The sequence below is a fragment of the Pseudomonas sp. RC4D1 genome, assembly GCF_018390395.1.
Taxonomy (GTDB): domain Bacteria; phylum Pseudomonadota; class Gammaproteobacteria; order Pseudomonadales; family Pseudomonadaceae; genus Aquipseudomonas; species Aquipseudomonas danubii.
This window is the reverse complement of record NZ_JAHBAW010000003.1, coordinates 269155-293780: the sequence shown is the minus strand read 5'-3', so window position 1 is coordinate 293780 and position 24626 is coordinate 269155. Positions and strand designations below refer to the sequence as shown.

The 24626-nt window shown below is 57.0% G+C and carries 21 protein-coding genes and 1 pseudogene; 11 read left to right on the top strand and 11 right to left on the bottom strand.

All coding sequences use genetic code 11. The features are described 5' to 3' along the window. Positions 1–7 precede the first annotated feature (7 nt). The 6 genes from KHO49_RS26275 to KHO49_RS26250 all read right to left on the bottom strand — a co-directional run bounded on the left by KHO49_RS26275 (position 8) and on the right by KHO49_RS26250 (position 6837). The gene (locus tag KHO49_RS26275; protein ID WP_170003686.1) at positions 8–2464 is read right to left on the bottom strand and encodes an outer membrane usher protein; all 2457 of its coding nucleotides are present in this window, start codon (positions 2462–2464) and stop codon (positions 8–10) included. A gap of 343 nt (positions 2465–2807) precedes the next feature. Continuing rightward, positions 2808–3371: a fimbrial protein gene (locus KHO49_RS26270; RefSeq protein ID WP_110595874.1), complete on the bottom strand. Its 564-nt coding sequence runs from the start codon at positions 3369–3371 to the stop codon at positions 2808–2810. 306 nt (positions 3372–3677) lie between these two features. After that, a complete protein-coding gene (locus KHO49_RS26265) occupies positions 3678–4760 on the bottom strand; it encodes a hypothetical protein (RefSeq protein ID WP_170003683.1) in 1083 nt (360 codons plus the stop codon). Between the two features lie 7 nt (positions 4761–4767). Next, complete coding sequence (locus KHO49_RS26260; protein WP_110595876.1) at positions 4768–5265, bottom strand: fimbrial protein; 498 nt, start codon at positions 5263–5265, stop codon at positions 4768–4770. Then, positions 5262–6014, bottom strand: a complete 753-nt coding sequence (locus KHO49_RS26255) for a fimbrial biogenesis chaperone (RefSeq protein ID WP_146232637.1) — start codon at positions 6012–6014, stop codon at positions 5262–5264. The genes KHO49_RS26260 and KHO49_RS26255 overlap by 4 nt, the downstream gene beginning before the upstream one ends. Before the next feature lie 193 nt (positions 6015–6207). Continuing rightward, positions 6208–6837, bottom strand: coding sequence for a response regulator transcription factor (locus tag KHO49_RS26250; protein ID WP_213666102.1), 630 nt, complete (start codon positions 6835–6837; stop codon positions 6208–6210). 221 nt (positions 6838–7058) lie between these two features. Between KHO49_RS26250 and KHO49_RS26245 the strand changes: the two genes are divergently transcribed. From KHO49_RS26245 to KHO49_RS26230, 4 genes are all read left to right on the top strand, one after another. Further along, entirely contained in the window at positions 7059–8258 is a 1200-nt protein-coding gene (locus tag KHO49_RS26245) for an EAL domain-containing response regulator (protein ID WP_213666101.1), read from the top strand. A gap of 98 nt (positions 8259–8356) precedes the next feature. Beyond that, positions 8357–12004 carry a response regulator gene (locus tag KHO49_RS26240; protein WP_213666100.1) on the top strand — a complete coding sequence of 1216 codons (3648 nt, stop codon included), beginning with the start codon at positions 8357–8359 and terminating at the stop codon, positions 12002–12004. Between the two features lie 335 nt (positions 12005–12339). Next, entirely contained in the window at positions 12340–12999 is a 660-nt protein-coding gene (locus KHO49_RS26235; RefSeq protein ID WP_110652975.1) for a hypothetical protein, read from the top strand. Between the two features lie 59 nt (positions 13000–13058). Beyond that, positions 13059–13367: an Hpt domain-containing protein gene (locus KHO49_RS26230; RefSeq protein WP_134928764.1), complete on the top strand. Its 309-nt coding sequence runs from the start codon at positions 13059–13061 to the stop codon at positions 13365–13367. A gap of 363 nt (positions 13368–13730) precedes the next feature. Here KHO49_RS26230 and KHO49_RS26225 read toward each other — a convergent pair whose 3' ends face one another. Continuing rightward, positions 13731–14192 (bottom strand): hypothetical protein, encoded by a 462-nt coding sequence (locus KHO49_RS26225; protein WP_170004788.1) that lies wholly within the window; start codon positions 14190–14192, stop codon positions 13731–13733. Between the two features lie 641 nt (positions 14193–14833). Between KHO49_RS26225 and KHO49_RS26220 the strand changes: the two genes are divergently transcribed. Next, positions 14834–15262 (top strand): hypothetical protein, encoded by a 429-nt coding sequence (locus KHO49_RS26220; protein ID WP_249735860.1) that lies wholly within the window; start codon positions 14834–14836, stop codon positions 15260–15262. Positions 15263–15421: 159 nt separating this feature from the next. Here KHO49_RS26220 and KHO49_RS26215 read toward each other — a convergent pair whose 3' ends face one another. Together KHO49_RS26215 and KHO49_RS26210 are read right to left on the bottom strand one after the other, a co-directional pair. Further along, positions 15422–16108 (bottom strand): HD domain-containing protein, encoded by a 687-nt coding sequence (locus KHO49_RS26215; RefSeq protein WP_213666099.1) that lies wholly within the window; start codon positions 16106–16108, stop codon positions 15422–15424. Further along, positions 16105–16713, bottom strand: a complete 609-nt coding sequence (locus KHO49_RS26210) for a TetR family transcriptional regulator (RefSeq protein WP_110595883.1) — start codon at positions 16711–16713, stop codon at positions 16105–16107. The genes KHO49_RS26215 and KHO49_RS26210 overlap by 4 nt, the downstream gene beginning before the upstream one ends. Positions 16714–16818: 105 nt before the next feature. Between KHO49_RS26210 and KHO49_RS26205 the strand changes: the two genes are divergently transcribed. The 6 genes from KHO49_RS26205 (at position 16819) to KHO49_RS26180 (ending at position 22765) form a co-directional block, all read left to right on the top strand. Further along, positions 16819–18333: a 2OG-Fe(II) oxygenase gene (locus tag KHO49_RS26205; protein WP_213666098.1), complete on the top strand. Its 1515-nt coding sequence runs from the start codon at positions 16819–16821 to the stop codon at positions 18331–18333. A gap of 294 nt (positions 18334–18627) precedes the next feature. Beyond that, entirely contained in the window at positions 18628–19344 is a 717-nt protein-coding gene (locus tag KHO49_RS26200) for a lecithin retinol acyltransferase family protein (RefSeq protein WP_110595885.1), read from the top strand. Between the two features lie 342 nt (positions 19345–19686). After that, positions 19687–19941 (top strand): bacteriocin immunity protein, encoded by a 255-nt coding sequence (locus KHO49_RS26195; protein ID WP_110595886.1) that lies wholly within the window; start codon positions 19687–19689, stop codon positions 19939–19941. Positions 19942–20187: 246 nt separating this feature from the next. Then, the gene (locus KHO49_RS26190) at positions 20188–20943 is read left to right on the top strand and encodes a bestrophin-like domain (RefSeq protein WP_110652968.1); all 756 of its coding nucleotides are present in this window, start codon (positions 20188–20190) and stop codon (positions 20941–20943) included. 440 nt (positions 20944–21383) lie between these two features. Then, positions 21384–21920, top strand: coding sequence for a hypothetical protein (locus KHO49_RS26185; RefSeq protein ID WP_213666097.1), 537 nt, complete (start codon positions 21384–21386; stop codon positions 21918–21920). Between the two features lie 230 nt (positions 21921–22150). Next, a complete protein-coding gene (locus tag KHO49_RS26180; protein ID WP_249735859.1) occupies positions 22151–22765 on the top strand; it encodes a hypothetical protein in 615 nt (204 codons plus the stop codon). Between the two features lie 505 nt (positions 22766–23270). Here KHO49_RS26180 and KHO49_RS26175 read toward each other — a convergent pair. Together KHO49_RS26175 and KHO49_RS26170 are read right to left on the bottom strand one after the other, a co-directional pair. Further along, positions 23271–23657, bottom strand: a pseudogene (locus KHO49_RS26175) (PAAR domain-containing protein); the annotation flags it as partial. Positions 23658–23885: 228 nt separating this feature from the next. After that, positions 23886–24164, bottom strand: coding sequence for a hypothetical protein (locus tag KHO49_RS26170; RefSeq protein ID WP_123393026.1), 279 nt, complete (start codon positions 24162–24164; stop codon positions 23886–23888). Positions 24165–24626: the final 462 nt, after the last annotated feature.

Sequence of the window (24626 nt, the reverse complement as noted above, 5' to 3'; positions counted from 1 at the left end):
CTCCTTATTACGGGTTGCTAGGGGATTGGATTTCGCGGGCCGCAAGGGGCCGGCAGACAAATTGCGCTTGCGGGTCATCCGCATTGACCTGCTCCGTCAGGGCGAAGTCGCATTGGGCCTTGCCGTCCCACTGCACCGACATCAGGTCACCGACCTGCATGCCGGTGAGGTACACCAGGCCGTCTTCGCCAATGATTCCGGTTTCCTGGCCTCGTGCGTTGTACACACCGCTGCCAAAAGGCGGCGGGCTCGCGTCCGGCAGGAGGATGCGGACCATGCCCTTGCTCCCGGAAACAATGCCGAAGCGCCGGTAGCCAATCGCGCCCTCGGTCAGCGTGGCCTGGGTCACCGAGCGCCCGGCTTCCAGGTCGTCAGCCAGTTGATCCAGGTTGATGCTCGCCTGATTGCGGTAATAGCTGTTCATATCAGCCACCACCGCCTTGCCGAATCGGTTGGAATAGGTGCTGGCGCCGTTGCCCTGCACCGGCACCCCGGCCACGCCATTGGTATCGAGCAGCAGGCGAGTACCGCCCAGGGTGGTGATCCGGTGCAGCGCCGCCCCTTCGGCGGTCAGGGTCGCCCCGCCCTGCACTGCAAGACCGGCAGAACGATAGCGTCCGGCCTGATAGCTGGCGCTGGCGGTGACATCGGCCAGGCTGCCCTCGTGGTTCAGGTAGCCGCTGGCCGTGTTGCCATCGCTGGCGGTACCGGCGCTGAGCATGTAGCTGTTGCGCTCATCCGGACGGTCGTAATAGCTCAAGCTGTGACCGCTGCTGCCACGGTTGAGCGTGGAGTTGTAACTGACCGAGCCGCTGTCGCCCCAGGGAAGACTCAGGGAGAGATAGGCGCCTTCATCGACCGCGCCATGGCTCTGACTGCGGTAGGCGGTCAGCGACAGGCCCAGGTTCTTCAGCCCGCCCAGGTTGAAATATCGGGACAGCGACAGGCTGTACCGGTCGCTCGGCGCATTGTTCCAATAGGTCTGGTGGTTGTAGTTGAAGTACAGGCTCAGGTTCTGATCACGAAAATTCTTGCTCAGTGTCGCGGTGTACATTTCCTTGCTCTGATTATTCAACCGGCCACTGCGACGAGCCTCGATAAAGTCGTTCATGGTCATGAAATCTTCCTCGGAGAAACGATAACCGGCGAACGTCACCTGGCTGTCGTAATCCTCGAAGCGCTTCGAATAGCTGGCGCGATAGGATTTGCCCTGGCGCTGGCCGATTTCCGCCAGGCGGGCATTGGACTGAGTCACGTCAACCGCCAGGGCGCCGAAGGCCATCAGGTCACGCCCCACGCCCACGGCCAGCGAGCGATAGTCTTGCGCCCCCAGCGCCCCGCCATACAGCGACCAGCCATTGCTCACCCCCCAAGAGAATTCGCCGCTGGCGAACTCTGGGCCATCGGGCTCGTGCTCCCAGTCCGAAGGTCGGCCGGCGGACACTTTGTAGCGCACCGTGCCCGGGCGGCTGAGGTAGGGAATGCTGGCCGTGTCCAGCTGGAACTCCTGAACGCTGCCGTCCTGCTCTTCGACACGCACATCCAGCTTGCCGCTCACCGCATCGCTCAGGTCCTGGATGCGAAAGGGCCCCGCCGGCACTTGGGTGTCGTACAGAATGCGTCCCTGCTGCGTGACCAGCACCCGCGCGTTGGTCCGCGCGACACCACTGACTTCCGGCGCATAGCCGCGCAGGTTGGGCGGCAGCATGTTGTCGCTGGTGGCCAGACTGGCACCGGTGTAGCGCACGCTGCCAAACAGGTTGGAGTCCAGATAGTTTTCTCCCAGGCTGAGGTGGGCGCGCAACGCCGGAATCGCCCGCGATGCGTAGTAGCGGCTCCAGGCGAATTGCCGCTGGCTAGGCTTGCCGGAGGTCTTGTGCACCTGCCCTTGCCAATCGGCCCGCAGGCGCCAGGCGCCGAGGTTGAAACCGGCGGTGCCATTACCCGTCAACTGCTGGTCGCTGGCCTGAGGTCCGGCGTAATCCATGGTCTGGGCATTGAAGTTGTAGTCAAACAAAAATCCGCTAATGCCCTCGTCCCAGCGCGAAGGCGGGTCCCAGTTGCTTGCCGTGTATTCAAGGGCGTCCTGGGGAATGTTCAGATACAAGGCCGAGGCGCCCAGGTCGCCACGCACCGTCATGCCTGGAATGCTGCTGATATCCAGACAATTGCCCTGGTGCCACCAGGCAAGTTGATTCATCCGCTGTTTTTTCAGACCCAACTCGGCCACCAGTGCCGGAGAGATGCAGGCCACACTGCCCTTGGGGTCATCCTCCGGGGCGATGTAGTCCACGGAAGTTTCCGGCAACGAGTCGCGGTTCACGTGAACGACCAGGTTGTATTGCCCCGGCAAAATGAAGTTAGCCTTGGAAAACAAGCCGAGATCGAGATTTTGTTGATCCTTGAGATCAAGGATGTCCGTATTGAACTGAAACTCTTCGGCTGCACTAGCCAAGCTGGCCATAGACCACAATGTAGTGAAGAGCCATACCCGGTGTTGAACCACGTAATTAACTTCCCTTTACAACGACAACCAGTTCTCTCGCTCGCTTCCCTTGGCCATAAAACAGCATCGATCGACCACTGTGCCCAACACTGTCACGAACGACATTGGATATGTACGCAGGCAACATCCAAGTGTTGAGTACTGATTAACGAGAGTCATGTTCGAGCGCCATGGCAGTGCATGGCCTATAACGTCGAAACAACGAAAATCAGAGAAGATTGGCGGCGATCCAATCGAGACAAGATCGGCAGTGCGCCTGGAATACGCGAACTTGCGTATCCAGGCCGCACCTCATGCAAAGTTACTGATACGCCAGGGTAAAGTTGGCGACAGTATCAAAAGTACCCGCGACCACAGTGGCCGGCTTGGCCTCACCGCCTTCGGTTTCGGGAGCCAGCATGTCGCCTTGCAGATAGGCCGTGAAGTTCAGCGCACTTTCACCGTCGGAAAGATTCTGCGGATCGGAGGACGAGCCGAGCTTGATCAGCGTGCCATTGCGATCGGCGATCGCCAGGCTTGCGCCCTTGGCAGTACCGCTCTGGAAGCCCAGAAGATCGGGGTTGGCCGCCGAAGGCGCGCCGGTGAAGGTCACGGTGGCACTTTTCAGCGAGCCCAGGTCGCAGCCGTTGAGCTTGATGGAGAACGGCTTCAAAGCGGACTTTCCACCATTTTTCAGCGCGCTGTTGGAGATCGAGTCGAACTCCACCACCTGCTCCAGGGAGCCACTGGAAATCGAGCATGGAGAGTCGTTGATGTTGCCCTTGAAGTTGACCTTGCCACCGCCCTGGTCCGCCGCCATGGCCAACACCGAAGTGCCACTGAGTATCACTGCTGCTACAGCTGCCGCCATTTTGCTGAATTTCATTTTAGAATCCCTACAAGTACACATTTGATATGTTGGCACCATGCATCACATGGATAGACCACAAGGCAAAATCCATGACATGCCACTTGTCGACTAAACCGCAGCCAACTAGTGAGTGTCGGGAGTTATTATATTTACCGAACAAGAGAATTAAGATAAGAAAGGTTCGATAAGCGCATAGGAAAATTCCGAGTCAACTTCTAGCTTGTCTTAATGCATCTACCCAGCGACTCAGGGCGCATAAAAAAAGCGCCCAGGCTAGTGTCAACCTGGGCGCCGCTTGAAAAATACTGTTTCAACCCGAGTTTAATATTCCGTAAGGGTCAGAACGCCATATCCGGCATGAGTGCCAGTGGATATGGGCTTTGAAGTTTTCTGTACCATCACCTCGATTTCGAGCAGCCCTTTAGTGGCCAGTCCATTGAGTGGTGTTTGCTGGAATGGCATGAGCGGGATATAAACGCCACTGCCTGAGCGAGCATAAAATACCAGATCAATTCCCGGATTTGATGTGGCCAGCGCACTGCTCTTTTCCCCGGGGCTGCCTATCAGGCCAATAGCCAATTTGGCCGGATCAAGCTGACCGGAGTCACAGCGAAGGGTCAACTTGCTACCCACGTTATAACCGTAGATAACATTGTTCACCGCAATACTCTGAACCTTGCGGCTATCAATCGGCTCTTTTATCTTAAGCGCCAGGAAATTTTGCCCATTATTAAGATCACAGGTAGCGGGAACCGACAGAATGGTCGGTGATTTCAACGACAGCGTGTACAGCGGTTGAGGACTCCAGCGCCCCGGTTGCGAGTAGCGAAAGAACGAAAAAAGCTCGCTGGGCGGAAGGTATACAGCCCCACTGAGCGCCTTGCGCCGAAGACGGAAGGTGACTTTGCCCTGGTTGCCCGCGTTTGCCCAGCGCAAGGGAGTGACACCATTATCGGAAGGCCCAGCGGTGGCGCCCGCATTGAATTTGTCCCTGAAGGGGACGTAGCTTTGCGGCGCACTATTGCCCGTTACGAATATTTTCATATCGATGTCTTCGGTCAATCTGAAGAAATCATTATCGACACGGGACAAGGTCTGACTCAGCTCAGCCCTGAAATAGCTGGCCCTCTGCTCGCCACTATCGGAATAGCACCAACCGTCGTAGTCACTGGGAATGGTTTGATAGGTCGTTTCATATAACGTGCCCTTTTCATTGGAGGTAAAAGCGCCGTTCTTAATTTCAATACTCAGCTGATTATTGCCCCAGCAGGCACCGTCCGGCGTTCCTGGAGGAACAGGCTCGGCCCAGGACTTGACCGAGAAGAATATTGCCGCAAGAGCCAGCCACGACATTGGCAGGCACAGACTCATCTTGCTTGTTGTATCCAGAGTGGAAATAGCCACAGGGAGCTTACTCCTGAGTGATAACGAGCACCGCGTTGGCAGTGAAGACACCCGGTCGCAAAACGCTGCCGGGCTTGGCATCCAGCACAGCCTCCAGCGTGGGTACAGAGGCGTAGTTCACCGAGAACTCGCTGTTGAGGGGCTGTTGCTTGCCATTCACCAGAAAGCGCACGCCGAGATTGCTGGTACTGGTCTGCAACACTTCAGCATTGAAGCCGGGGGAGCCGACAAACTTCAATTTGAGTGCGGGTGACTGGGAGGGATTGTTGCAACTGATCTGATAAGGAATCTTCCTGGCGCCCTCGCGCCCATTGATCTCATCAGTCTTGACCTCGGCAAAATCTATCTTTGTTTGAAGCACATTCACGCTGCAGTTGGCAGGATCGAACACTTCAAAGTTCACATACACATACAGCCCACCCGGAGTGGCGGCCTCTAGGTTTCCCGCCATCAGGACAGTGCACAGGCCGCAAAACACACGCCCAATCAGGTTTATCCGTCTCATGAGCGGACACTGTTCTGTATGACGGTGCACACGCCATCCAGGCAGTCGAAACTTAATTGCCCACGCCCGCCAAAATCATTGATATAGACCAATGTCGGCCGCTGGACGCCCGGAGCGAACTTGCCCTCAAGGCGACGCTCACTGTAAGGCGGAATTTCCATGGGCTTGAAGTCCGTGACAGGCGATGCGCCGGACTCATCACCGAAGGCCTCGATGAGGGTCACATGATAGGGAGTGGCATTGTTCAGCTGAAAGCGTCCGCTTTCTTCTTTGGACAAGGTCAGGGCGGACAGCCAGGGACTGGTGAGGCCGACCGTGAGCGGGCGTATTCTTTGTGGCCGGTAAATGACTTTTATCCGCCGTTGCAGAGCGATCTGGATGACCTCCTTGTCTTCGCCGCGCGGGGGAACCTCACGCACATTCAGATAGAACAATGTTTCCCGATCCTGGGGCAGATCAGCCACGTGCGGCAGCACCTGGATGTTCAACTGGTTGTCCTGCCGGGCCTCCAGGCGCTGGATCGGCGGCAAGGCCACCACGGGCGAGCGTTCAGGCTTCTGCCCTTGAGCATCCTCGATCCAGGACTGGGCAAGATAAGCGCTATGGGGGGAACGGTTATGCACCATGACCACGGCACGGGTCTTGGGCGCCTGGATGATCATTCGCGAACTGCCAAGGGCCAGCGCCGCCATCGCTTGCGCGTTAAAGAAAGCCAACAGCAAAGCAACGAGAGTGGTGGATTTAATCATGATCAAAGTTGCGGTCCAGACATTTAAATACCGGCAAAGTCTATTCAATAGACAAGACCTTTATCATTGCGAAACTTCCTACATAACTACGGAAAGTCTCTGCAATAACTTGGTAACTTGCCTGAGCAAGATGCACAGATACCCGCAATTCAAACTGAGCTGCCGAGTATGAATATTGCCGCTTTGGCCTCTTTCAGATAATCAGCCCATGGCGCTTGGCGAACTCTGCCAGGCCAACTTGCGAGCCCAGCCCGAGTTTCTGTAACAAACGGGCCTTGTAGGTGCTGACGGTCTTGTTGCTGAGAAACAGCTTTTCGCTGATGGCCTTGTTGGAATAACCCTGAGCCAGATACTGCAGCACGATCATTTCCCGATCGGTCAGTGAGCCGATCAGCTCGGTCTCGGACAACTGCTCGGCAGCCGGCTTGGACACATCGGTGACCTGGGAAGGATAAAAGGTATAGCCGGCCAGCACCGCATTCAGCGCCACCACCAGATTGCTCAGGTCTTCTTCCTTGTTGACGAAGCCTCTAGCGCCAAGCTGGATGCAGCGTTTGCAAAAGCTCTCGACGGACTGTGATGTCAGCACCAATACCTCGGTGGGCAAGCCCAGTGCCTTGATCCGGGACAGCACCTTGAGGCCATCGAGTTTGGGAATGCCGATATCGAGAATCACCACACTCGGAACATGCTCGCGTACCAGCTCTAGCGCATCCAGCCCGTTATCGGTTTCGCCCACCACCTGCATATCGTGCTTTTCCAGCAGAACCTTCACCGCCAGTCGGACGACGGGATGATCATCCACTATTAATACGCTGTGCATAATGTCATTTCACCTTATAACTTGCCGCCGGGTAGCAACTGCCGGGCTGCAAACTCCCCGGAATTGCCCCTAGTTACAAGTGGTTATTGACGATCATTGAAAAATTCAGATGCTCTGATTTTTCAGTAGGAAATTTCCTACAAGGTAGGAAGATAGCTCTAATAGACCCGTATCAAATGGCTTAAGCAAGATATCCGTCGGATAAACGAGACGAGCCTGCAATGCAACACCTGAACGTTCTAGTTGTGGAGGATGAGCCCCTGCAACGCCTAGTTACCATCACTGCGTTAAGGAAGGTAATACCCGGCCAGATTCATGAAGCCATCAGCGGCAGTCAGGCATTGGCGCTGTTGGAACGTTGTGAAGCCATGGACATTGCCATCTGCGATCTGAAAATGCCCGGCATGGACGGCCTGGCCTTTCTGCGTCACGCCAGTCACAGCGGCAAACTGCGCGCGGTCATCCTCTGCAGCCAGATTGATCTGGCGCTGCGCAACACCACCGTGTCCATGATCAAGCGCCTGGGCCTGCATTTTCTTGGAAGCCTGAGCAAACCCTTCAACCTGGAGCGCCTGACCACCTTGCTGAACCGGTACCAGCCCTTGCGCCATGACCTGGGCAGCCCGCTCACGCGCATTGCGCAGCCCACCCTGAGCGATGTGGTGCGCGGCCTGGACAATGGAGAGTTCGAGCCTTACTACCAACCCAAGGTGGCGCTCGATACCGCGGCACTGCAAGGCGCCGAAACCCTGGCGCGCTGGAACCATCCCCAACTGGGCGTGCTGCCACCCTCGCACTTCCTGACCATCATGGAAGACCACAACCTGCTGGATCGACTGTTCTGGCAATTGTTCGATCAAGGCCTGGCCCTGCGGCGCAAACTGGCGAGAAAGGATCTTGCGCTGAACTTTTCCTTCAACTTGCACCCTGCGCAGTTGGCCTCGCCGACGCTGACCGAGTCCGTCACCTCCTTGTTGACGCTGTTCCAGGTGCCTTCAAGTTGCATCACCTTTGAAATCACCGAAACCTGTGTGCTGGGTGCGTCTGCCTGCAACCTGGAAAACCTGGTGCGTCTGCGCCTGATGGGCTGCGGCCTGGCCATGGACGATTTCGGCGCCGGCTTCGCCTCCCTGCAGCGCCTGTGCGAACTGCCGTTCAACCAGATCAAGCTGGACGGCAACTTCGTGCGCAAGATGAAACATCACCCCGCCAGCCGCGCCATCATCCGCTATACCTTGGCCCTGGGTGATGCCCTGGGAATGAAAGTGATCATCGAAGGCGTCGAAACCCATGAACAGCAGGAGCAACTCTTGCAGTTGGGTGGCGCGCTTGCCCAGGGTTTTCTATTTGCCCGCCCCATGCCGGAAAGTCACTTCATCGCCTATTGCAGCAAGCACTCAAGTTCCCCGTTGACGCCTTAAATTGATAGGCCAAGGCCAGCGGCTACAGCTACTATTTTCACCCTGTACTTGCGGGGCTTTCGACGCAACCAAGCCTCCCCCCATTGCCTGAAGAAACCATGCCCCTACGACTTATCTGGCTACTTATCTGCTCAGTGACCATTGCGGCTCAGACGGCTGCGGCCCAAGCGCCCCTAATGCCCAATACTCTGTACAGCCCGGTGCGCCTCGATCACCACGACCTGATACTTGAACAAGAGGACTGGCACTGGCTACGGCGCAAGTCGGAGTTGAAAATCGGCGTGGTCGCCGAAGAGTCGCCCCCCTTCAATGTCGATTACAACGACAGTCACTACGAAGGCATTACGGCGGACGTCAGTTCATTGATCGGGCAGATGCTCGGAGTCGGCATGAAGGTGGTTCCCTTCGCCACCCGAGAACAAGCCCTACAGGCGCTGCAGGCCTCCTCGATCGACTTGATGGGCAGCTACGACAGCCCCGGGCCATCCAGTGATGGCGTCAGGTTCACCCGTCCGTTCGCCGATGGGCGGCTGGCCTTGTTCAAGCGCAACGCCGAACTGCGCCAGTCCCCGGCAAACCTGGCCGGGCTGCGGGTTTCCGTGGCCAAGGAACACAGCAGCGAAGCCCAGTCGCGCTTTCCCCGGGCCCGCTTGATGATCTACCCCACCCACAACGAAGCCCTCGCCGCCGCGGCATTTGGTCATGCCGACATGTACCTGGACGATGTACTGAGCGCCTACTTCCAGATCAACCGTTCTTACTACGGCTTCCTCAAGTTCGAGCGCTTCGCTGACCTTGCCACGGGTGGCTATGGCTATGCGATCAACAAGGACAACGCTCGTCTTCAGCACATCCTTGACCGAAGCATCGAGGCCATTGGCAATGAAAAACTGAGCAATCTGAGCCAGCGCTGGGTCGGCAGCGGTTTCGTGCCCACCGGCGAAAAGATTGTGTTGACGCCAGAAGAATCACGCTGGATCGATCGTCACCCGGTGATCCGCCTGATCATCAACGATGACCTGGCGCCCGTGGCGTTCTTCGACGCCAACGGAGTGTTCTCCGGAGTTGCCGCCGAACTGCTGGAGATCATCTCGCAGCGCACCGGCCTGCATTTCCAGGTGACCGTGCGTAATGGCGGCTATCCGCAGCAGATTGAAGCCATGAGCGACTTCGAGGCGGACATCGCCATCATGACGGCAGGCCCGCAGCGCGAGGACAAGCTACGTTTCACAAGGCCGTTTTTGACCAGCCCTTTTGTCCTGGTCACACCCAGTGGCAGCAAGGACAAGGGGCTGACCGCCGAAGACCTGGCAGGCAAGCGTCTTGCCATTCCATCAGGTCACGTGACCCTGCAACACGTCCGCGAGCTTTATCCGAGCACGCAATTGATCGAGGCCGGCACCACTCTGGACGCCATGAACAAAGTTTATGACGGCAGCGCCGATGCCGCCCTGGTGTCATTGCCAGCCGCTCGCTACTACATTGTCCGTCTGTTTCAAAATCGCCTGGGCATCGCCGACCTGATCCACACCAGTCGGGCAAACGCCAGCTTTGCTCTGCGGCGCAGTGACTCCGAGCTTCAGTCGATTCTCGACAAGGCCCTGCTCAGTCTCCCGGCGGACGATCTGAACGCGATCGCCAACCACTGGCGCTCACCACCGGGCATGAGTGGCGAAACCTGGCGCGACTATGCGCTGCTGATCGCCGAAATCATCGCCGCCGCGGCGCTCCTGCTGTTGCTGACACTGGCCTGGGCCTTGTATCTGCGACGTCGGATCAAGGCCGAGAAAACCCTGAATGAGCAATTGCGCTTCATCGAGGCCCTGGCCGAAAACATGCCTCCGGTTCTCTACATTCGTGACATGGACGGCAAGATGCTCTCGTGCAACCGCAGTTACCTGCAGAGTGTCGGCCTGACCGCCGAGCAGGTTCTGCACAAATCCGTGCAACAGCTGCCCAAGGAGCATTTCTGCGCTGAACCCGACCTGCATCACAGCTACCTGCAAGCCATACGCGACGGTCAGACCATCAGTTCGGTGTACAAGGTCAAGTTGCAGGGCAAGGATGTCTGGATCGATCACTGGATCCAACCCTTCCAGGACAACAATGGCGTCACCAAAGGCGTTATCTGCGGCTGGCTGGACATCACCAAGCATCGGCATCTGGTCCAGGAATTGAAGGAAGCGAAGAACCTGGCCGACCAGGCCAGCCGCACCAAGACCACGTTCCTGGCCACCATGAGTCATGAAATCCGTACCCCCATGAACGCGATCATCGGCATTCTGGAACTGGCGCTCAAACGCGCCGATAGCGACCGGATCGAGCGCTCCAGCATTGAAATCGCCTACAGCTCGGCCAAGAGCCTGCTGGACCTGATCGGCGATATTCTCGACATCGCCCGCATTGAGTCGGGACGTCTGAGCCTTTCGCCCAAACGCGCCAACCTGCGCGAGCTGGTGGAATCCATAGCCCGTGTGTTCGAAGGTCTGGCACGCCAGAAATGCCTGAGCTTCCTCCTCGAAATCGACTCCAGCATCAATTGCGATGTGCTGGTAGACGGCATGCGCTTCAAACAGATTCTGTCCAACCTGATAAGCAACGCCATCAAGTTCACCGAAGCCGGCTTCATTAAAGTGAGCATCAGCGGCGATCTGGTGGAGAACTCGTTGCTGCAGGTCAAACTGCGCGTCGAAGATTCAGGGATAGGCATATCTCCTAGTAACCAGCAGCGGCTGTTCCAACCTTTTGCCCAAGTCGAACGCAATGTCCTGAATACCGAAGGTACCGGCCTGGGACTGGTGATCTGTCGCTCCCTGTGCGAAATGATGGGCGGCACTGTCTCAATGAGCAGCACCCTGGGCCAGGGCACCCTGGTGGAGGTGGATCTTCGTCTTCAGGTGCTGGAGCGCCTGGCCGCCGTAGAACCTGCACCCAGCATCAAGCGACGGCAGATGTACCGCCTGCAGATTCTGGTGGTGGACGACCACCCGGTGAACCGTCAGGTCCTGGGACAGCAACTGGCGTTTCTCGGGCACGACATAGTCGAGGCGGAAAATGGACAACAGGCACTGAAGACCTGGCGCGAGCACGCTTTTGACCTGATCATCACCGACTGCCACATGCCCGTCATGAACGGTGCCGAACTGGCCCGCTCAATTCGCCAGGATGAACGGGACACGCACGACGAACCGATCGTGATCATCGGCCTGACTGCCGACGCCCAGCCCGAGGAAGTGGAACGCTGCATCCAGGCCGGAATGAATGACTGTCTGATCAAGCCCATCAGCCTGGATGAACTGGAGGCGCGCCTGTTGGCCCTGGGTCAAGTCGAGGAAGAAGAACGCGCGCCCCTGCCGCCCGAAGAACGCGTCAGCAGCCAATCCCCACAGGTATTCGATCTGGAGTCGTTGCATACGCTGGTGGGCAGCGAGCCGACCATGCTGCAGCACATCCTGAGCGAATTGCTCAGCAACAATCGCACCGACCTGCAGACCCTGGAGACACTGCTGCGCGACCAAGCAACAGCGGAACTGTCCGAGTTGGCGCATCGCATCAAAGGGGCAGCACGAGTCGTCAAGGGCGAGCAACTGGTGGAAAGCTGCCGGCAATTGGAAGACGCCTGTCAGAGCCCGGACCTGAACATGCCCCTGGTGAGCGACTGTGTTGAGCAGGTTAAACAGGCCATCGTGACCCTTGAACAGCAGCTGCTTGAGCAGTACGACGGATCGGCACCACTGGCCGGGTGATATCGAGGAGAACGCACGGACTGCCCCGCTTCAGCGGGGCCAAGGTGATTTTCAAAGGCGCTGAACGGCGCTGACCGCGCCAGTGAGTCGACCGCTGCTATGGCAGCAGGCTCGGCCGGCTTGGTGGCCAGGTTTGACTCATTGATCGCGGATTACCGGATGCCCGGTAGCCCCTCAAGGACACAGGCCGCCCCCACTCTTTTCCCAGGGGTGGCACACAGAAAAAAATCGGCAAAAAACCCGCAAAACGCAGCACCAACGCCTGCTAAACTCCCGTCCCCCAACCCACTTGAAGGTGACCACAGATTCTGGTCACCCATTGAAAGGACTCTCCCATGAACAAGCTGATCTACAGCCTTTTTGCCTCGACACTGGCCCTGTCCGTTGACGTTGCCCATGCCGCCTCCGTGGCCCAAGTCTTCACCGGCGACATGCTGGGCACCAATCAGCGGTACTTTGAATCCGTCGCCGGAATCCCTCGGGAATCCTTCGGCGATGAGCACAAGTTCAAAGTCCAGGGCTGCAACATCACCGCCACCATAGAAGGCGGCACAGTCAGCAAACTGCGCATGGAGCTGACGCCCAAATGCCAGGCTGACCTGACCCAGTTCGTCGACACCTTCGCCCCCGCTCCCGGCAAGCCGCTCACCGTAGGCGCGTTCACCGAATCGTCCGGTGGCGGCCTGAGCTACAGCGCCAGTTGCCTGAGCATGTGCGGCAACGCCGCCGACCCTTCCGTCTACGCCCACTGGGAAGGCCCACGCGCCATAGGTTTCAGGGAGGTGCTGCTGGAGGTGGTGCTGGTCTCGGATGCCGCGCTCAGCGCCGCAGACCAATGGGAGTCGCAGATGCGCAAAGCAGAAGGCGAAGACTACGTGATGGAAACACGCTTCAACTGCGACCAGAAATACAACGCCGCCGCGCAGAAGGCTTTTGAGAAAGTGCAGGTCAGCGCGGTGACCATCGGCACCGGGCTCAAAGCTTCCGGCTGCTGAGCGTCAGCACGAGAGGCCACCCAGGCTCTGTGCATACCCTGGTGGGCAGCGAGCCGACCATGCTGCAGCACATCCTGAGCGAATTGCTCAGCAACAATCGCACCGACCTGCAGACCCTGGAGACACTGCTGCGCGACCAAGCAACAGCGGAACTGTCTGAGTTGGCGCATCGCATCAAAGGGGCAGCACGAGTCGTCAAGGGCGAGCAACTGGTGGAAAGCTGCCGGCAATTGGAAGACGCCTGTCAGAGCCCGGACCTGAACATGCCCCTGGTGAGCGACTGTGTTGAGCAGGTTAAACAGGCCATCGTGACCCTTGAACAGCAGCTGCTTGAGCAGTACGACGGATCGGCACCACTGGCCGGGTGATATCGGGGAGAACGCACGGACTGCCCCGCTTCAGCGGGGCCAAGGTGATTTTCAAAGGTGCTGAGCGGCGCTGACCGCGCCAGTGAGTCGACCGCTGCTATGGCAGCAGGCTCGGCCGGCTTGGTGGCCAGGTTTGACTCATTGATCGCGGATTACAAGATGCCCGGTAGCCCCTCAAGAACATAAGCCGCCCCCACTATTGTCCAACCTGCATTGTGTATTAGTCCGGGGTTGTGTTTTGAGCCTTGCGATTAAAATTTATTATGAACCGATTGCACTATCTTTATAGTTCTGGCCTAAGTAATGCTGGAGAGATTCTCTCCAGCCATTATTATCTGAGCCCGACAAAAAACAGAGAATGGCTTAGCTGCGCCCTCCAAGGAATCGATTAAAACTACTAATAAAATCTTTCCTCAGACCCGGCAATATTTTTTTCAGGATCAAAAAGTAAAGATAGATAGGGGTTGGACCATCGCCCTCCTCTTCCCAAACCTCCTCTGTACCATAGCAATAGAGCACACCTCGGATGAAATTTGCAAAATCTTCATCTTCCTTGCGACTTTGCTGCTCCATTTTCCAGAGATCGACAGTGAGTTTCTTTCGAAGTACCTCATCACTTTCGATACGCTCGCGCAAGATGGCCTCTTTCAAGAACGGCACCAACTTTTCCAACTTGCTGGCAGCAATAGTTTTTAATTCACCTCTTTGGATAAGACCCATTAGATAACTAGCGTACTCACGCGTCATCTCGCCATAAGAAACATTCGCATCAAGCAACTGCCCCTCCAGACCATCAAACTCTTTAACTTCTATACTATCAATCATTGTGTGGCTCCATCTTCCATTTCTAGCCTACCCATAACTTGTTTACATGACTTACAGAATGGCTTCAAAACGCCATCATTCCTGTGCGTCGTTGATCTGCCACCTTTAGTTAGAGCCTTCAACTCATCGACTGTCTTAACGTTGTATTTTTTCGCAATATTGCTAAGGGCGTCTGAATCACTCCGGCATATCGGCAAACTCATCTATTCCCAGCGGAGCCTGGCCCTCCTTGCCGGTAATCAAGTGATACTCGTGCCCTTCCCCCTTCAGCAGGTGAACCTGCAGCGTTGTGTAGAGAGGGCTACCTACGCAGGTTCAGCATCGAGAGCACCGCAGCCCCTCCAAATAGACGGAGATTGATTCCTGATGAAAAAAACCAGCCAAAGCTGGTTCATTTATTTCGAAGATTTGAAAGGTTTTTATCAACAAAACTGAAAAACCCATGAAACGGTCATATCAAAAAAAATGTCCAACCTATTGATTTTACGGACCACAAAAAACCATCTTTTTTGAAAGCCCACAGAGTATCAAGGCTTCTCGTACAAAGCCCAGCAGCCGGAAGTGGACAACGACCGGCTGCGACACTGCCGTCTCCACTCTCAACCCACGCCCCCCAAAAAAAATACGCCCAAAGGATGCAGATGAAACTCTGGCCCCTCCATGCAGGCACGCGCCGGCCCTGGTACGTAAAGCTGCTCTGGATACCGCTGCTGTTTGGGCTGGTCACGCATTGGGACATCGCATTGCCAACGGTGAATGTTCACTACTCCCAAGCCGGCCGGGATGAGCTCAGGTACATCTGGAATGTCCAGGATCGGATTGATAAAGGAGGAATGCTTCCCGGAGGCGGCGCAACCGATCATGGCGTGCTCTTCCCGGACGACGAGTTCTTCATGGAGTTCTCGTGGTGGAGCAAGAACACGGGGCGTAATCACTGCATCAGCATCACCCCGCAATGGCCCAACACCCATATCTACCTGAACGCCGACGGCGACATCGACAGGCGAGAAAAGAGCGGAATCGATGAGCACCGGTTGGCGGAATGCCGCTGGGATCGGGCCAAGCCTTAGGTCGGTATCACGGGCGCAACGGTAACGGCAGCCTGTGTGACCGGTAACCATGGTTTTTTGGCCGGCGATGCCCCGTCTCTGTTTGCGGTGGCGGGTTGATCTGCCGAGTGGCCAGGCACCTGAGAAGGCGAATGTCCCGCCTCCGCTGTTGGCCGTTTCTCAGTCGAGGCGCTCGATGGCGCGGGCAAGGTTGACGCGGGCTTGCTGTTCGAATGCATCGAAGTACGGTGCGGTCGTATAGATCCGCCCGCGTGCCAGGAAGCCCTCCAGGACCTGGCGCCGCTTTCGGCGGTACACAAACAGAGGCACATATCGGTACTCGCGACGGACTTGGCGGTCGTAGGCTTCAAACCGTGCGGTCGGTGCCCCAAGGATCGCCAGATCCGTGTCCACCAACACGGCCTCGTCTGCCGAGGCTGGAGCGCCGTCGTGTCGCGTCACCATGATCAGGCCGTAAAGCCTGCGTCGGATTTCATCGCCCAGGCCGCTATCGCGTGCCACCTCGTCCAGCCATTGTGCACTGCGCAGCTCGTTGTCGCTGCGAAGGGGGTCGTATATGGCGTCATGAAACCAAAGTGCGAGGTCGACTTCAGCGGGGGCGTGGCAGGCTGCGTTGATGAGTCGGCGCACCTGGAGGCATTCCTGCAAATGCTGGCAGTTGTGATACGCACGATGGGGCTCGCGGTAGCGTCGCAGGAGCTCTTCGTAGGTTTCTCGCGGCGGGCAGCCGGCGCCAAGCTCCGCCCAGAGGCGAGTCCAGGCGGCGAAATCCACACCATCAGGCACCTCAGGGGCGCCGTGCGCGCCGGCCGGAAAGAGACGGTGCCCTTCTGGCGGTTTCGTCATCGCTCCTCCTGCGTATCAATGTAACGCTCCACCCAATCGATCAACGTCGGTGCGGCGAAGGCCGTCGGCAGCAGCGGCCGCGCCGTGGTGGACAGCGTGAACGCCCCCTGGATAAAGCATGTAATGCCCGCCACCAGCGCGTCGAGCCCTCGGGCGCGACGTCCGCGTTCGGCGAATCGCTGCCGGAGCAGGCCCTTGAGGAGCTTCATCTGCGCCGCTAGCACAGCCTGATAGACCTCACGCACGTCTGGGTCGTGGGCCGATTGCTCGCCGATCATCACCCACGCCGCCACCGCATCGGGCTGCGCGTCCGAACCGTAGGCCAGGTGTGCTGCAATATAGGCTTGAAGCCTTTGCTCGGCCGTCTGGGCCGCAGCAGCCCGGGACTCGTAGCGCTGACGGGCGTAGCCGGCCAGTGAGTCGACCAGTGCCACCAAGATCTCGCGCTTGTCCTTGAAGTGGTAGTGCACGAGGCCAGGCGCTAGCTCCGCGTGCCGGGCGATGGCCGCTATGGTTGCGCCTGCGTAGCCGGCCTTGGCCATGACGGCCTGGAGTGCCGCCACGATCTGGCCGCGTCTTTCATCAGTGTTCGAGCGCCGTGCCATGTCACCTTCCCAATATTGGTTGCGCGACCAGCTTAGCATTGACATCGACCCCGTCGCACCCTAGCTTTCCAAATATTGGTTATCAGACCAATTTTGGAGATCACGATGAATTCCTTCGCTGAAAAACTGGTGGCCGGGGCCACTGCTCCGTCGGCCTCGGTCGAGCTACCGCTGGGTGACCGGGTGCGCTGTGTGCTAGTCCACGAGTTTCTTTCAGCCAGCGAGTGCGAGGCGTTGATAGAAGTCACGGAGCAGTGCGGGTTCGCCAGCGCAGGGTCTGACTACCCGTCCTCCTACCGCGATAATGACCGGATCGTCACAGACGACCCAGCTCTGGCCGGGCGAATCTTCGAGCGCTTGAAGCACTGCGCCTTGCGGATGCCGAGGCTGGGGACGGTGATCGATGAGGATGGGTGGCGGCTGGTCGGCATCAATGAGCGGCTGCGCTTCTGCCGCTACCGGCCCGGCACCCAGTTCCGTGCCCATCAGGATGGTGTACACCATCGCCAGCGCCAACAGTCACGCCTGACCTTCATGATTTATCTCAACGACGATGCATTCAGCGGCGGAGAGACCGTGTTCTTCGAGGGGCGGTCCGCAGCCATGTCGAACCGGAATTCCACGCTCAGGCTGCGCCCCCGAAAGGGCAGCCTGATCGTATTCGACCACACACTCTGGCACGCCGGCGCCTTAGTGGACGCAGGCCAAAAATACATCATGCGCAGTGACCTGATGTACGAGCCACAGCATGCCTTGCACGTCGACGGCCCCTTCCAGCCGGGCCACCGCGGTTACGTATGGGCGCTTGCCGACCTTGGCGACAGGGGCTTGGCAAGCGCCGGGCGTGACGCAACCATCCGGCTGTGGGATCGCGAGGGCCGCTGCCTGGGTCAGCTTGACGGACATACACAGTCCATTCTGGGTCTGGTGGAAGTGGCGCCTGGCGAGCTGGTTTCTCACTCGCGAGACCGTACGATCCGGCATTGGTCCTTGGCGAGCGGCAAGTCAAGGTTGGTCGGCACATCGGATTCGGCCGTCCTGTCCTCGGCCAGGTTAGGCGCTGGCCGCTTCGTGACCGGGGCTGCTGACGGTCGCCTGACAGTCTGGAACCTGGCGACAGGTGCCGCGGACAGGCGTCAGGCCCACGCCTGCTGGGTCTGGGCGATCGCACCTACGGGCGACGGCGGTTTCGCCAGCGCATCGGAGGACGGAACCGTCAGGCTGTGGCAACCCGAGGAGCGGGACTGCGTACAAGTGCTCGATCTGGGCCGCCCCCTGAGGACGCTGGCGAGCTGGATCGACGCCGATGGCAGCGTCACCTTGGCCGCTGGTGATCTCGACGGCGCCGTGCACCTGCTAGCGACCGAACCGATGCTGGCGCACCTGGATTGCCTGGCCGCTCATGACGGGCCGGTCCGACGCGTGCGCTTTGAGGCGCAACACATGCTGCTGACCTGCGGCGAGGATGGATTCGTCAGGCGCTGGAACCTGCCCTCACGGCAAGGGGCGATCATCGGCTCACACGACAACTTTGCAACCGATGTACTCCCCACCCGCTCCGGTCGCTGGATCAGTTGTGGGTATGACGGCCGGATATTGGTGCATGGCGACAAGGGCTAGGACGCCCTACCCCTGCACCACCCAATACCCGTGCTTTCGAGCGCACATATCGCGCCGATAGCCGAAGCGCCCAGCCCGCGAAAGGGCGCAACATCAATAGCGGCATTTTGATGGCATTTACTGGGTCCCGATGTTTATGATGCCCCCATGCTCGGGGCGACAATATTGGCTATACGCCCATGAACAACTGGAAATGCCTGCATGAAGACTGCGACACGGATCAAGCCCCTCGATATCACCTGAACGCTTGCAAGTGCCGTCTTTAAAAAGCACATCACTGGAGCCCTATTGGCCATGTACCCCACTGGAACTCATCTGATTGTTGGTCGAGGTCTCTATACCCACCATGGGATTTTTGTCGGCAGAAATCGCGTGATCCACTATTCCGGTATGGGCTCGGGTCTTCACAAGGGATGTATCGAGTCGACCTCTCTTGAAGCCTTCCTGCAAAACAAGAAAGCGCGAATCAAGACCTACAAAAAGGTCTACTTCCGCGGGCCCGAAATCTGTCGCCGGGCGCGCTCCAGGCTGGGCGAGGATGAGTACAATCTTCTGTTCAACAACTGCGAGCATTTTGCCACCTGGTGCGCCACCGACCGGCACTCCAGCGAACAGATCAACGCCGCGACCGAACGCCTGAGTAGCAACCTCGTAACCCATCTGCTGATGCGCCAAGCGGCAAAGCAAACGGCCGAACAAACGACCAAGGTTCTACTCACTAAAGCGAGTACTTCGGTCGCAGGCAAAATACTGGCCGGCCAGGTAACCAAGACCGCGACCAGTCATATGGCACGATCAATGGCCGGACAGGCCGTGGCCAAGGGTGCAGTCAGCACCGTTGCTGGTTTCGCGGCTACGAGTGGAGTGTCCAGCATGACGGCTGTAGGGTTGAGCACGGTCGGTATCGTCGGAGGCACAGCCCTTGCCCCGGCGGTGGCAACAGCAGCCGTCGCGGTAGGCGCAGCCTATGTGGTCAGTAGCATCTGGGATTTGGTTACGGACTGGTGGTAGGTCGTTGAGACCTCGGCAACGGCCTGCCCCTCCAGTAAAAAGGCGACGCATTGCGACGCCTTTTTCGTATCTTCAGAACTCAACCGGGATTACGCAGGATCAGCCTGTCCCAGGGTTCTCTCACCCAGGGCGCGCAACAGATCGCAGCCATCGCTAGGCAAGTTGCATCAACCGGTTGCATCCACAGCCAGAAGCGGTCAATCAAAGATTCTACAAAGTGAGAGCTATTCAGACACCATGTCGAGCGCATTGTGGACGGTGGGGCGGCGTAAGAATCAGAAAGCTTGAGAGTTAAAAACCCACAAAATCACATTAATCTTCACAAGAAAAAATAGACACAACATGGAAGATACTTCTGACTTTACCGAAGCCGAATTCATTTCCTTCGTCAAAAACATACGGATCGTCAACAAGGGCGGGACGGACGATGAGCTGGGTGAGTTACTTGAAAAGTTCAGCAGACTCGCCGGCCATCCAGATGGCTACGACCTGATTTTCCACCCTGAACTCGGTGCGGATAACTCCGCCGAGGGAGTTACTAAAACAGTGAAGGAATGGCGGAAAGCCCAGGGGCTGCCGGGATTCAAGAACGACTGATTGAAGCGCTTACCCACATAAAGAGACACGCTCATAGTTAAAAACGGCCATAAGCAGACGGTCGTGATCTGTTGCCTCTAACGATTGGCGGAACTCGACCAGTATCCACCGATGATCAGCGCTGGCGTTAAAACCAATATGGGGGGCATTCCCGGAGTGCAACCGCAGTATCTGCCGAGCAGAATTCGCAGAGAACCCCAACGGTCTATCCTTCAAGACTTGACTCCAATTGATCAGGGCGGATGTATGAACTCTCTCTGGATCGCACTGGCCATTTTTGGGTGCCTCGTTGCTGCCTCGCTTCTCATGATGCATTGGTACCCAAAGCTGGCATCCCACCACAGGGATGAAGACACCAACTCCGTAATTCGTCTAGTAGCCAACATTTTTGTGGTTATGACATCGCTGGTCTTTGGTTTGATGATCAATTCTGCCAAAAACACTTTCGAGTCCATTGATGCAAACTTCCATGGGTATGCAACCAGCATGATCATTTTTGATCGGACACTGCGGGGCTATGGCGATGCGGCACAAGACACGCGAAACCGTCTGATCATCTATCTTGAGCGCGCTATCGAGACCCCGTATCGAGGAGACGAGGCGCTGCAGCATCGTAACAGCGAGGCGGCTAAACACCTGGATGATATAGGCAAGTCTTTGGCTCTTATAAAGCCCCCGGACCGCTACCATGAAACGATGCTTCAGGATATTCGTCAGCAGTATCATTCGCTCATCGAGCAACGCTGGAGGATCGTAGAGCAGTCAGAGGGAGCGATTCCTGGTCCGCTTATTGGGATGCTTGCTGCCTGGTTGACGCTCATTTTCGCCAGTTTTGGATACCGCGCTCCCCGTAATTCGATGGTGATAGGAATGTTCATCATCTCGTCATTGCTCATTGCGGCTTCCGTTTACCTTGTTTTGGACATGGACGTGCCATTTCATGGCCCTATCCAGATATCCGACGAGCCCCTGCGCAGGGCGCTCGCAGTAATGCAGCTCTAGGGGCGCGTAAAGCTCTGGCACTCTGAGTCGCGGCCTCGAGGCGGACCAAGCCGAAGTCCGCTTCTGGCCGGTGCTGCCTTTCGCTAAGGGCCACTATGGGTCGATAGCTGTCTCCCGTGAATGTCTGCTTTTGGCCGAGTGCTGCCCGTCAAGAACGGCACTAATCGGCCAATAGCGGACGTTTAGGCTAGAGAAATAAATCTGTCCGTGTCTCTTGGAGCGACCACTACAGTTCAGCTTTCATGTTGAAACGCGGGTTTCGATTTTTACTTGGGCTCTTCACACCGCCTGGGCCGGAAGCAGACAGCTGTCGAGATGGGGTTCGGTAGCCGAGCTAAAGGGCCTCCTTGCCTTTCTGCGCCTTTGGCCAACAGGTCGCTGGTATGATCTGCGTCCGGAGCCGCCTGCTGGAGGCGGTGTGTTTGAGCACAGGAAGTCCCATGAAAAGAATGCTGTTCGGTGTGTGTCTGCTTTCACTGGCCGGTTGTGTCAGCTCGCCCGATACCTCCTTCACCCAGGCCACCCCAGGTTGCAAAGCGGCCACCTCTGAGGTCAATGGGAAACCGGTCACGACGCAGTTCTGCATCAAAACCATCGCCTTCAAACCCTCACAATACCGAGTCACTGTTAACGACCAGGTACTGTTCACCGGTACTGACTACCAACGCGTCGCCTTTACCAAAACCATCAAGGAAGGTCCGGCCAAGGGCACATGCAACGAGCTGATCGAGTTGCAGGGCTCCGGCTCGACAACAGTGCCATTGAACGAGTTGCCCACCGAATTGGTGGCAGGTTGCCGGATTACGGCAGACGCGGCCGGTAACACCCAAGCCTTCAGCAAAGACGACGCCTGCGACAAGGTGTTCTACAAGTCGCTGGCGCCGTTGCTGGGCAAGGTGATGCCGGCTGAAGTAGCCCGCCAATGCAGCGTGACGGTGGGCGAGCAGACCGTGTTTGACCAACGTTTCAACTTTTAGAACAAGGCACTGGAGCAGAGGGGTAGATTTCCTTTCTCTGCTCTAGCCGATACCCGCCTCTCCGCTGTCCCTGCGCCACCCACCACCAGAACGGCGGAGCCCTAAGGTAGTTTTTAAAAGTCAGTGAACGGGTCCGAGGGCAACGGCAGAGGAATTGCGTCGCCTTTTTTCGTATCTTCAGAACTCAATCGGGGTTGCTCAGAGTCAACCTGACGTACATAAGGTACGTAATGAATGCTCAACTAAATAAATACCGAACAACTAATAGCCAGGGAAAGCTCAGGATGCGTCACTCAATAATTAACAGCTTGATTGCTATCAGCTTTGCCATAACATGCTCCGGCTGCACATCATATACGTCCAAGCCACCAATCAATGAACACTTCGAACCCAGAACAAAAGAAACCATCTCCAGCTTCACTTATAAAATGGACTCTGCATGGAAAAACAGCCGCTTCGCAAAGAGCGCATACGAAGCAACACAGAAAATCATTCCAAATGCACAAGACAATAGTTCAAGACTTATAGCTCCACGCCTTCCTGAATTAGAAATAAAAATCTCCGAGATTCCATCTGGCGGCGCTTGCGTACAAGAATACTTAACCGGCTTGAGTCTTGGCTTGATTCCTAGCTGGTGTACAAGATCCAACCTATTCAGGTTCGATTTCACACTGAACAATAGTCACGGTTTTTGCAGACAGAAATCCTACTCCATAAGCTCAATATCGTTCTCACACCTCGCAGTAATCCCATTCGCCCTACTCAGCACCGAAAGCAAACCGTTAACTATTTATCAGGCAGCGTTAAAAGACTTCCTTCAAGAAGGTCAATGTACAACGCGCTAACACGCTCTGTTCGACCTGGGAGAGGGAGCCACTTGCAGTGACAGCAGCCTAAAAAAACCTCCAACTACTATCAACCCACAGAACAGAGCACCCGCACCCAGGGTCGGGACACCGAATCCCATACTGACGGAACTTGCAACAGAATCAGTCGACCATTACCTGAAACGTAAAGCATATGAAATGCCATCAACCACTCACTTAACCCAGCCCATGTATTGACCGACAGACCACAGCAAAAGAAGAACCCCCAATAGAACTGCACCTGCTCGGTACCAGACCACCAGCTTCCTTCTAAGGCCTCGGGGAAAGTTATTGATATCTTCGATGCTTGCGCCCCCATCACGGATGTACATCGCAGGCCAGGCAATCACTCCAACAACACTCCCCATTAGAAACAGCCTCCCCGCTGGCCCGGCGCTCTTGAGCGAAGCTCTATTAGTACCGAGCGGGACATGGGCTGCTCGACAATATGAAACCCCGGCTCGACGCCCTCCTGAAGGGCCGCCTTGGAAGCAGCCAACGGGCTGACCAGCGCATTGGCCGCCTGGGCTTTTTCCGTGAGCGCCGGATCGGCCAGCAGCGTGGCCATGCGCAACTCATCCACCGAGCCATCGGCGGGCGCGAAGAGCGAGCCGCCGAAAGTATCGCCAGAGCCGCTGACAAGGGTGCCGCCATGGCTGCTGAGGCTGCCCACATGGGCCAGGGGCCGGCCATTGACCAGCACAGAAGGAAATCCTGTGGTAATCACCGCGCCGCAGACACAGACATCACCGACCCGGGCCGCACCCATGCCGTTGATGATGACGTTGCTGGAGGCGGTAACGATGGGAGTGGTGCCGTGCCCCGGCATCGGGCAGACATGGCTGTCGCCCAGGCGAGAAGAAGCGATCATTGGGCACCCTGCGCTATGAGTGAAAAAGCCTCCCATCCGGGAGACAGGGGACCCTATCGCAGGAGTTCGGGCATGGCCCGAAGGTCATTCTTAAAAGTCAGCGAACAGAGCTGAGGCCAACGGCAGAGGCAGGACAGCAGCGCAGGGTCGATCTCTGGAAAGTGCTCCGCTCAAGCAAAAAGGCGACGCATTGCGTCGCCTCTTCGTTGCCTCAGTACTCAATCGAGGTTACGCCGGATCAGCCTGCCCCAAGGTTCTATCACCCAAGGTACGCAGCAGATCGAAGCCATCACTGAGCAACAAGCCGATGGCAAAGCGTATCTGGGAGAGGTCCTGCGGACCAGAAGTGCAGTCAAGGATCTCCAGCAGGTTGCGGGCTGCGCCGATGCGTTGCTGAGCGCAGGTATACAGATCGGCCAACGAGGCGTTGGCGTCCAGATAGAGGACGGGATGGTCGGTGTCGTTGCGGGTGAGCGGAATGGGGTTGCAGGTAGGTGTGCGGGTCATTGGTGAAACTCCATGAGAGACAAGTCTTTACCGCCGTCAAACAGCCAAATGGAATCGGCTAAGAGACGAGGTTTATGCCCATAGTTTTTTGGCCCGCGATGACCAGTCACTGAGCTGCGGTGACGTGTTGGACTATAGAAGTGATATTCGCTCGATGACAGTTTTGGGGTCACTGATCCTTCGGTTTATCGTTTCAAAAGCATACAGCGATCGGCTTTTTGAATAGCCACTTTCGGCCGATTATGTTGAAAAAGTCGGTCATGGTTTGCGCATCAAAAAAGTACGCGTCCGAGATTGAAATCTTTACTTTGGGCAGAGGCCTCCGACTCGGATTTCACGTAGCAGCATGCAAAAGAGGTGCTTTCACCCATCAATATTCGAGCGTTTTGGACCGACTTTTTCAACAGAATCGGCCAGAAGCGGACGTTACAAACGGGATTAATGAATCTGTCCCTGTTCCAC

What these genes read in the sequence shown, in the direction of transcription:
- KHO49_RS26275 (WP_170003686.1), bottom strand. Translation starts at nt 2,464, where the DNA reads ATGGCCAGCTTGGCTAGTGCAGCCGAAGAGTTTCAGTTCAATACGGAC.
- KHO49_RS26270 (WP_110595874.1), bottom strand. Translation starts at nt 3,371, where the DNA reads ATGAAATTCAGCAAAATGGCGGCAGCTGTAGCAGCAGTGATACTCAGT.
- KHO49_RS26260 (WP_110595876.1), bottom strand. Translation starts at nt 5,265, where the DNA reads ATGAGACGGATAAACCTGATTGGGCGTGTGTTTTGCGGCCTGTGCACT.
- KHO49_RS26255 (WP_146232637.1), bottom strand. Translation starts at nt 6,014, where the DNA reads ATGATTAAATCCACCACTCTCGTTGCTTTGCTGTTGGCTTTCTTTAAC.
- KHO49_RS26250 (WP_213666102.1), bottom strand. Translation starts at nt 6,837, where the DNA reads ATGCACAGCGTATTAATAGTGGATGATCATCCCGTCGTCCGACTGGCG.
- KHO49_RS26245 (WP_213666101.1), top strand. Translation starts at nt 7,059, where the DNA reads ATGCAACACCTGAACGTTCTAGTTGTGGAGGATGAGCCCCTGCAACGC.
- KHO49_RS26240 (WP_213666100.1), top strand. Translation starts at nt 8,357, where the DNA reads ATGCCCCTACGACTTATCTGGCTACTTATCTGCTCAGTGACCATTGCG.
- KHO49_RS26235 (WP_110652975.1), top strand. Translation starts at nt 12,340, where the DNA reads ATGAACAAGCTGATCTACAGCCTTTTTGCCTCGACACTGGCCCTGTCC.
- KHO49_RS26230 (WP_134928764.1), top strand. Translation starts at nt 13,059, where the DNA reads ATGCTGCAGCACATCCTGAGCGAATTGCTCAGCAACAATCGCACCGAC.
- KHO49_RS26225 (WP_170004788.1), bottom strand. Translation starts at nt 14,192, where the DNA reads ATGATTGATAGTATAGAAGTTAAAGAGTTTGATGGTCTGGAGGGGCAG.
- KHO49_RS26220 (WP_249735860.1), top strand. Translation starts at nt 14,834, where the DNA reads ATGAAACTCTGGCCCCTCCATGCAGGCACGCGCCGGCCCTGGTACGTA.
- KHO49_RS26215 (WP_213666099.1), bottom strand. Translation starts at nt 16,108, where the DNA reads ATGACGAAACCGCCAGAAGGGCACCGTCTCTTTCCGGCCGGCGCGCAC.
- KHO49_RS26210 (WP_110595883.1), bottom strand. Translation starts at nt 16,713, where the DNA reads ATGGCACGGCGCTCGAACACTGATGAAAGACGCGGCCAGATCGTGGCG.
- KHO49_RS26205 (WP_213666098.1), top strand. Translation starts at nt 16,819, where the DNA reads ATGAATTCCTTCGCTGAAAAACTGGTGGCCGGGGCCACTGCTCCGTCG.
- KHO49_RS26200 (WP_110595885.1), top strand. Translation starts at nt 18,628, where the DNA reads ATGTACCCCACTGGAACTCATCTGATTGTTGGTCGAGGTCTCTATACC.
- KHO49_RS26195 (WP_110595886.1), top strand. Translation starts at nt 19,687, where the DNA reads ATGGAAGATACTTCTGACTTTACCGAAGCCGAATTCATTTCCTTCGTC.
- KHO49_RS26190 (WP_110652968.1), top strand. Translation starts at nt 20,188, where the DNA reads ATGAACTCTCTCTGGATCGCACTGGCCATTTTTGGGTGCCTCGTTGCT.
- KHO49_RS26185 (WP_213666097.1), top strand. Translation starts at nt 21,384, where the DNA reads ATGAAAAGAATGCTGTTCGGTGTGTGTCTGCTTTCACTGGCCGGTTGT.
- KHO49_RS26180 (WP_249735859.1), top strand. Translation starts at nt 22,151, where the DNA reads ATGAATGCTCAACTAAATAAATACCGAACAACTAATAGCCAGGGAAAG.
- KHO49_RS26170 (WP_123393026.1), bottom strand. Translation starts at nt 24,164, where the DNA reads ATGACCCGCACACCTACCTGCAACCCCATTCCGCTCACCCGCAACGAC.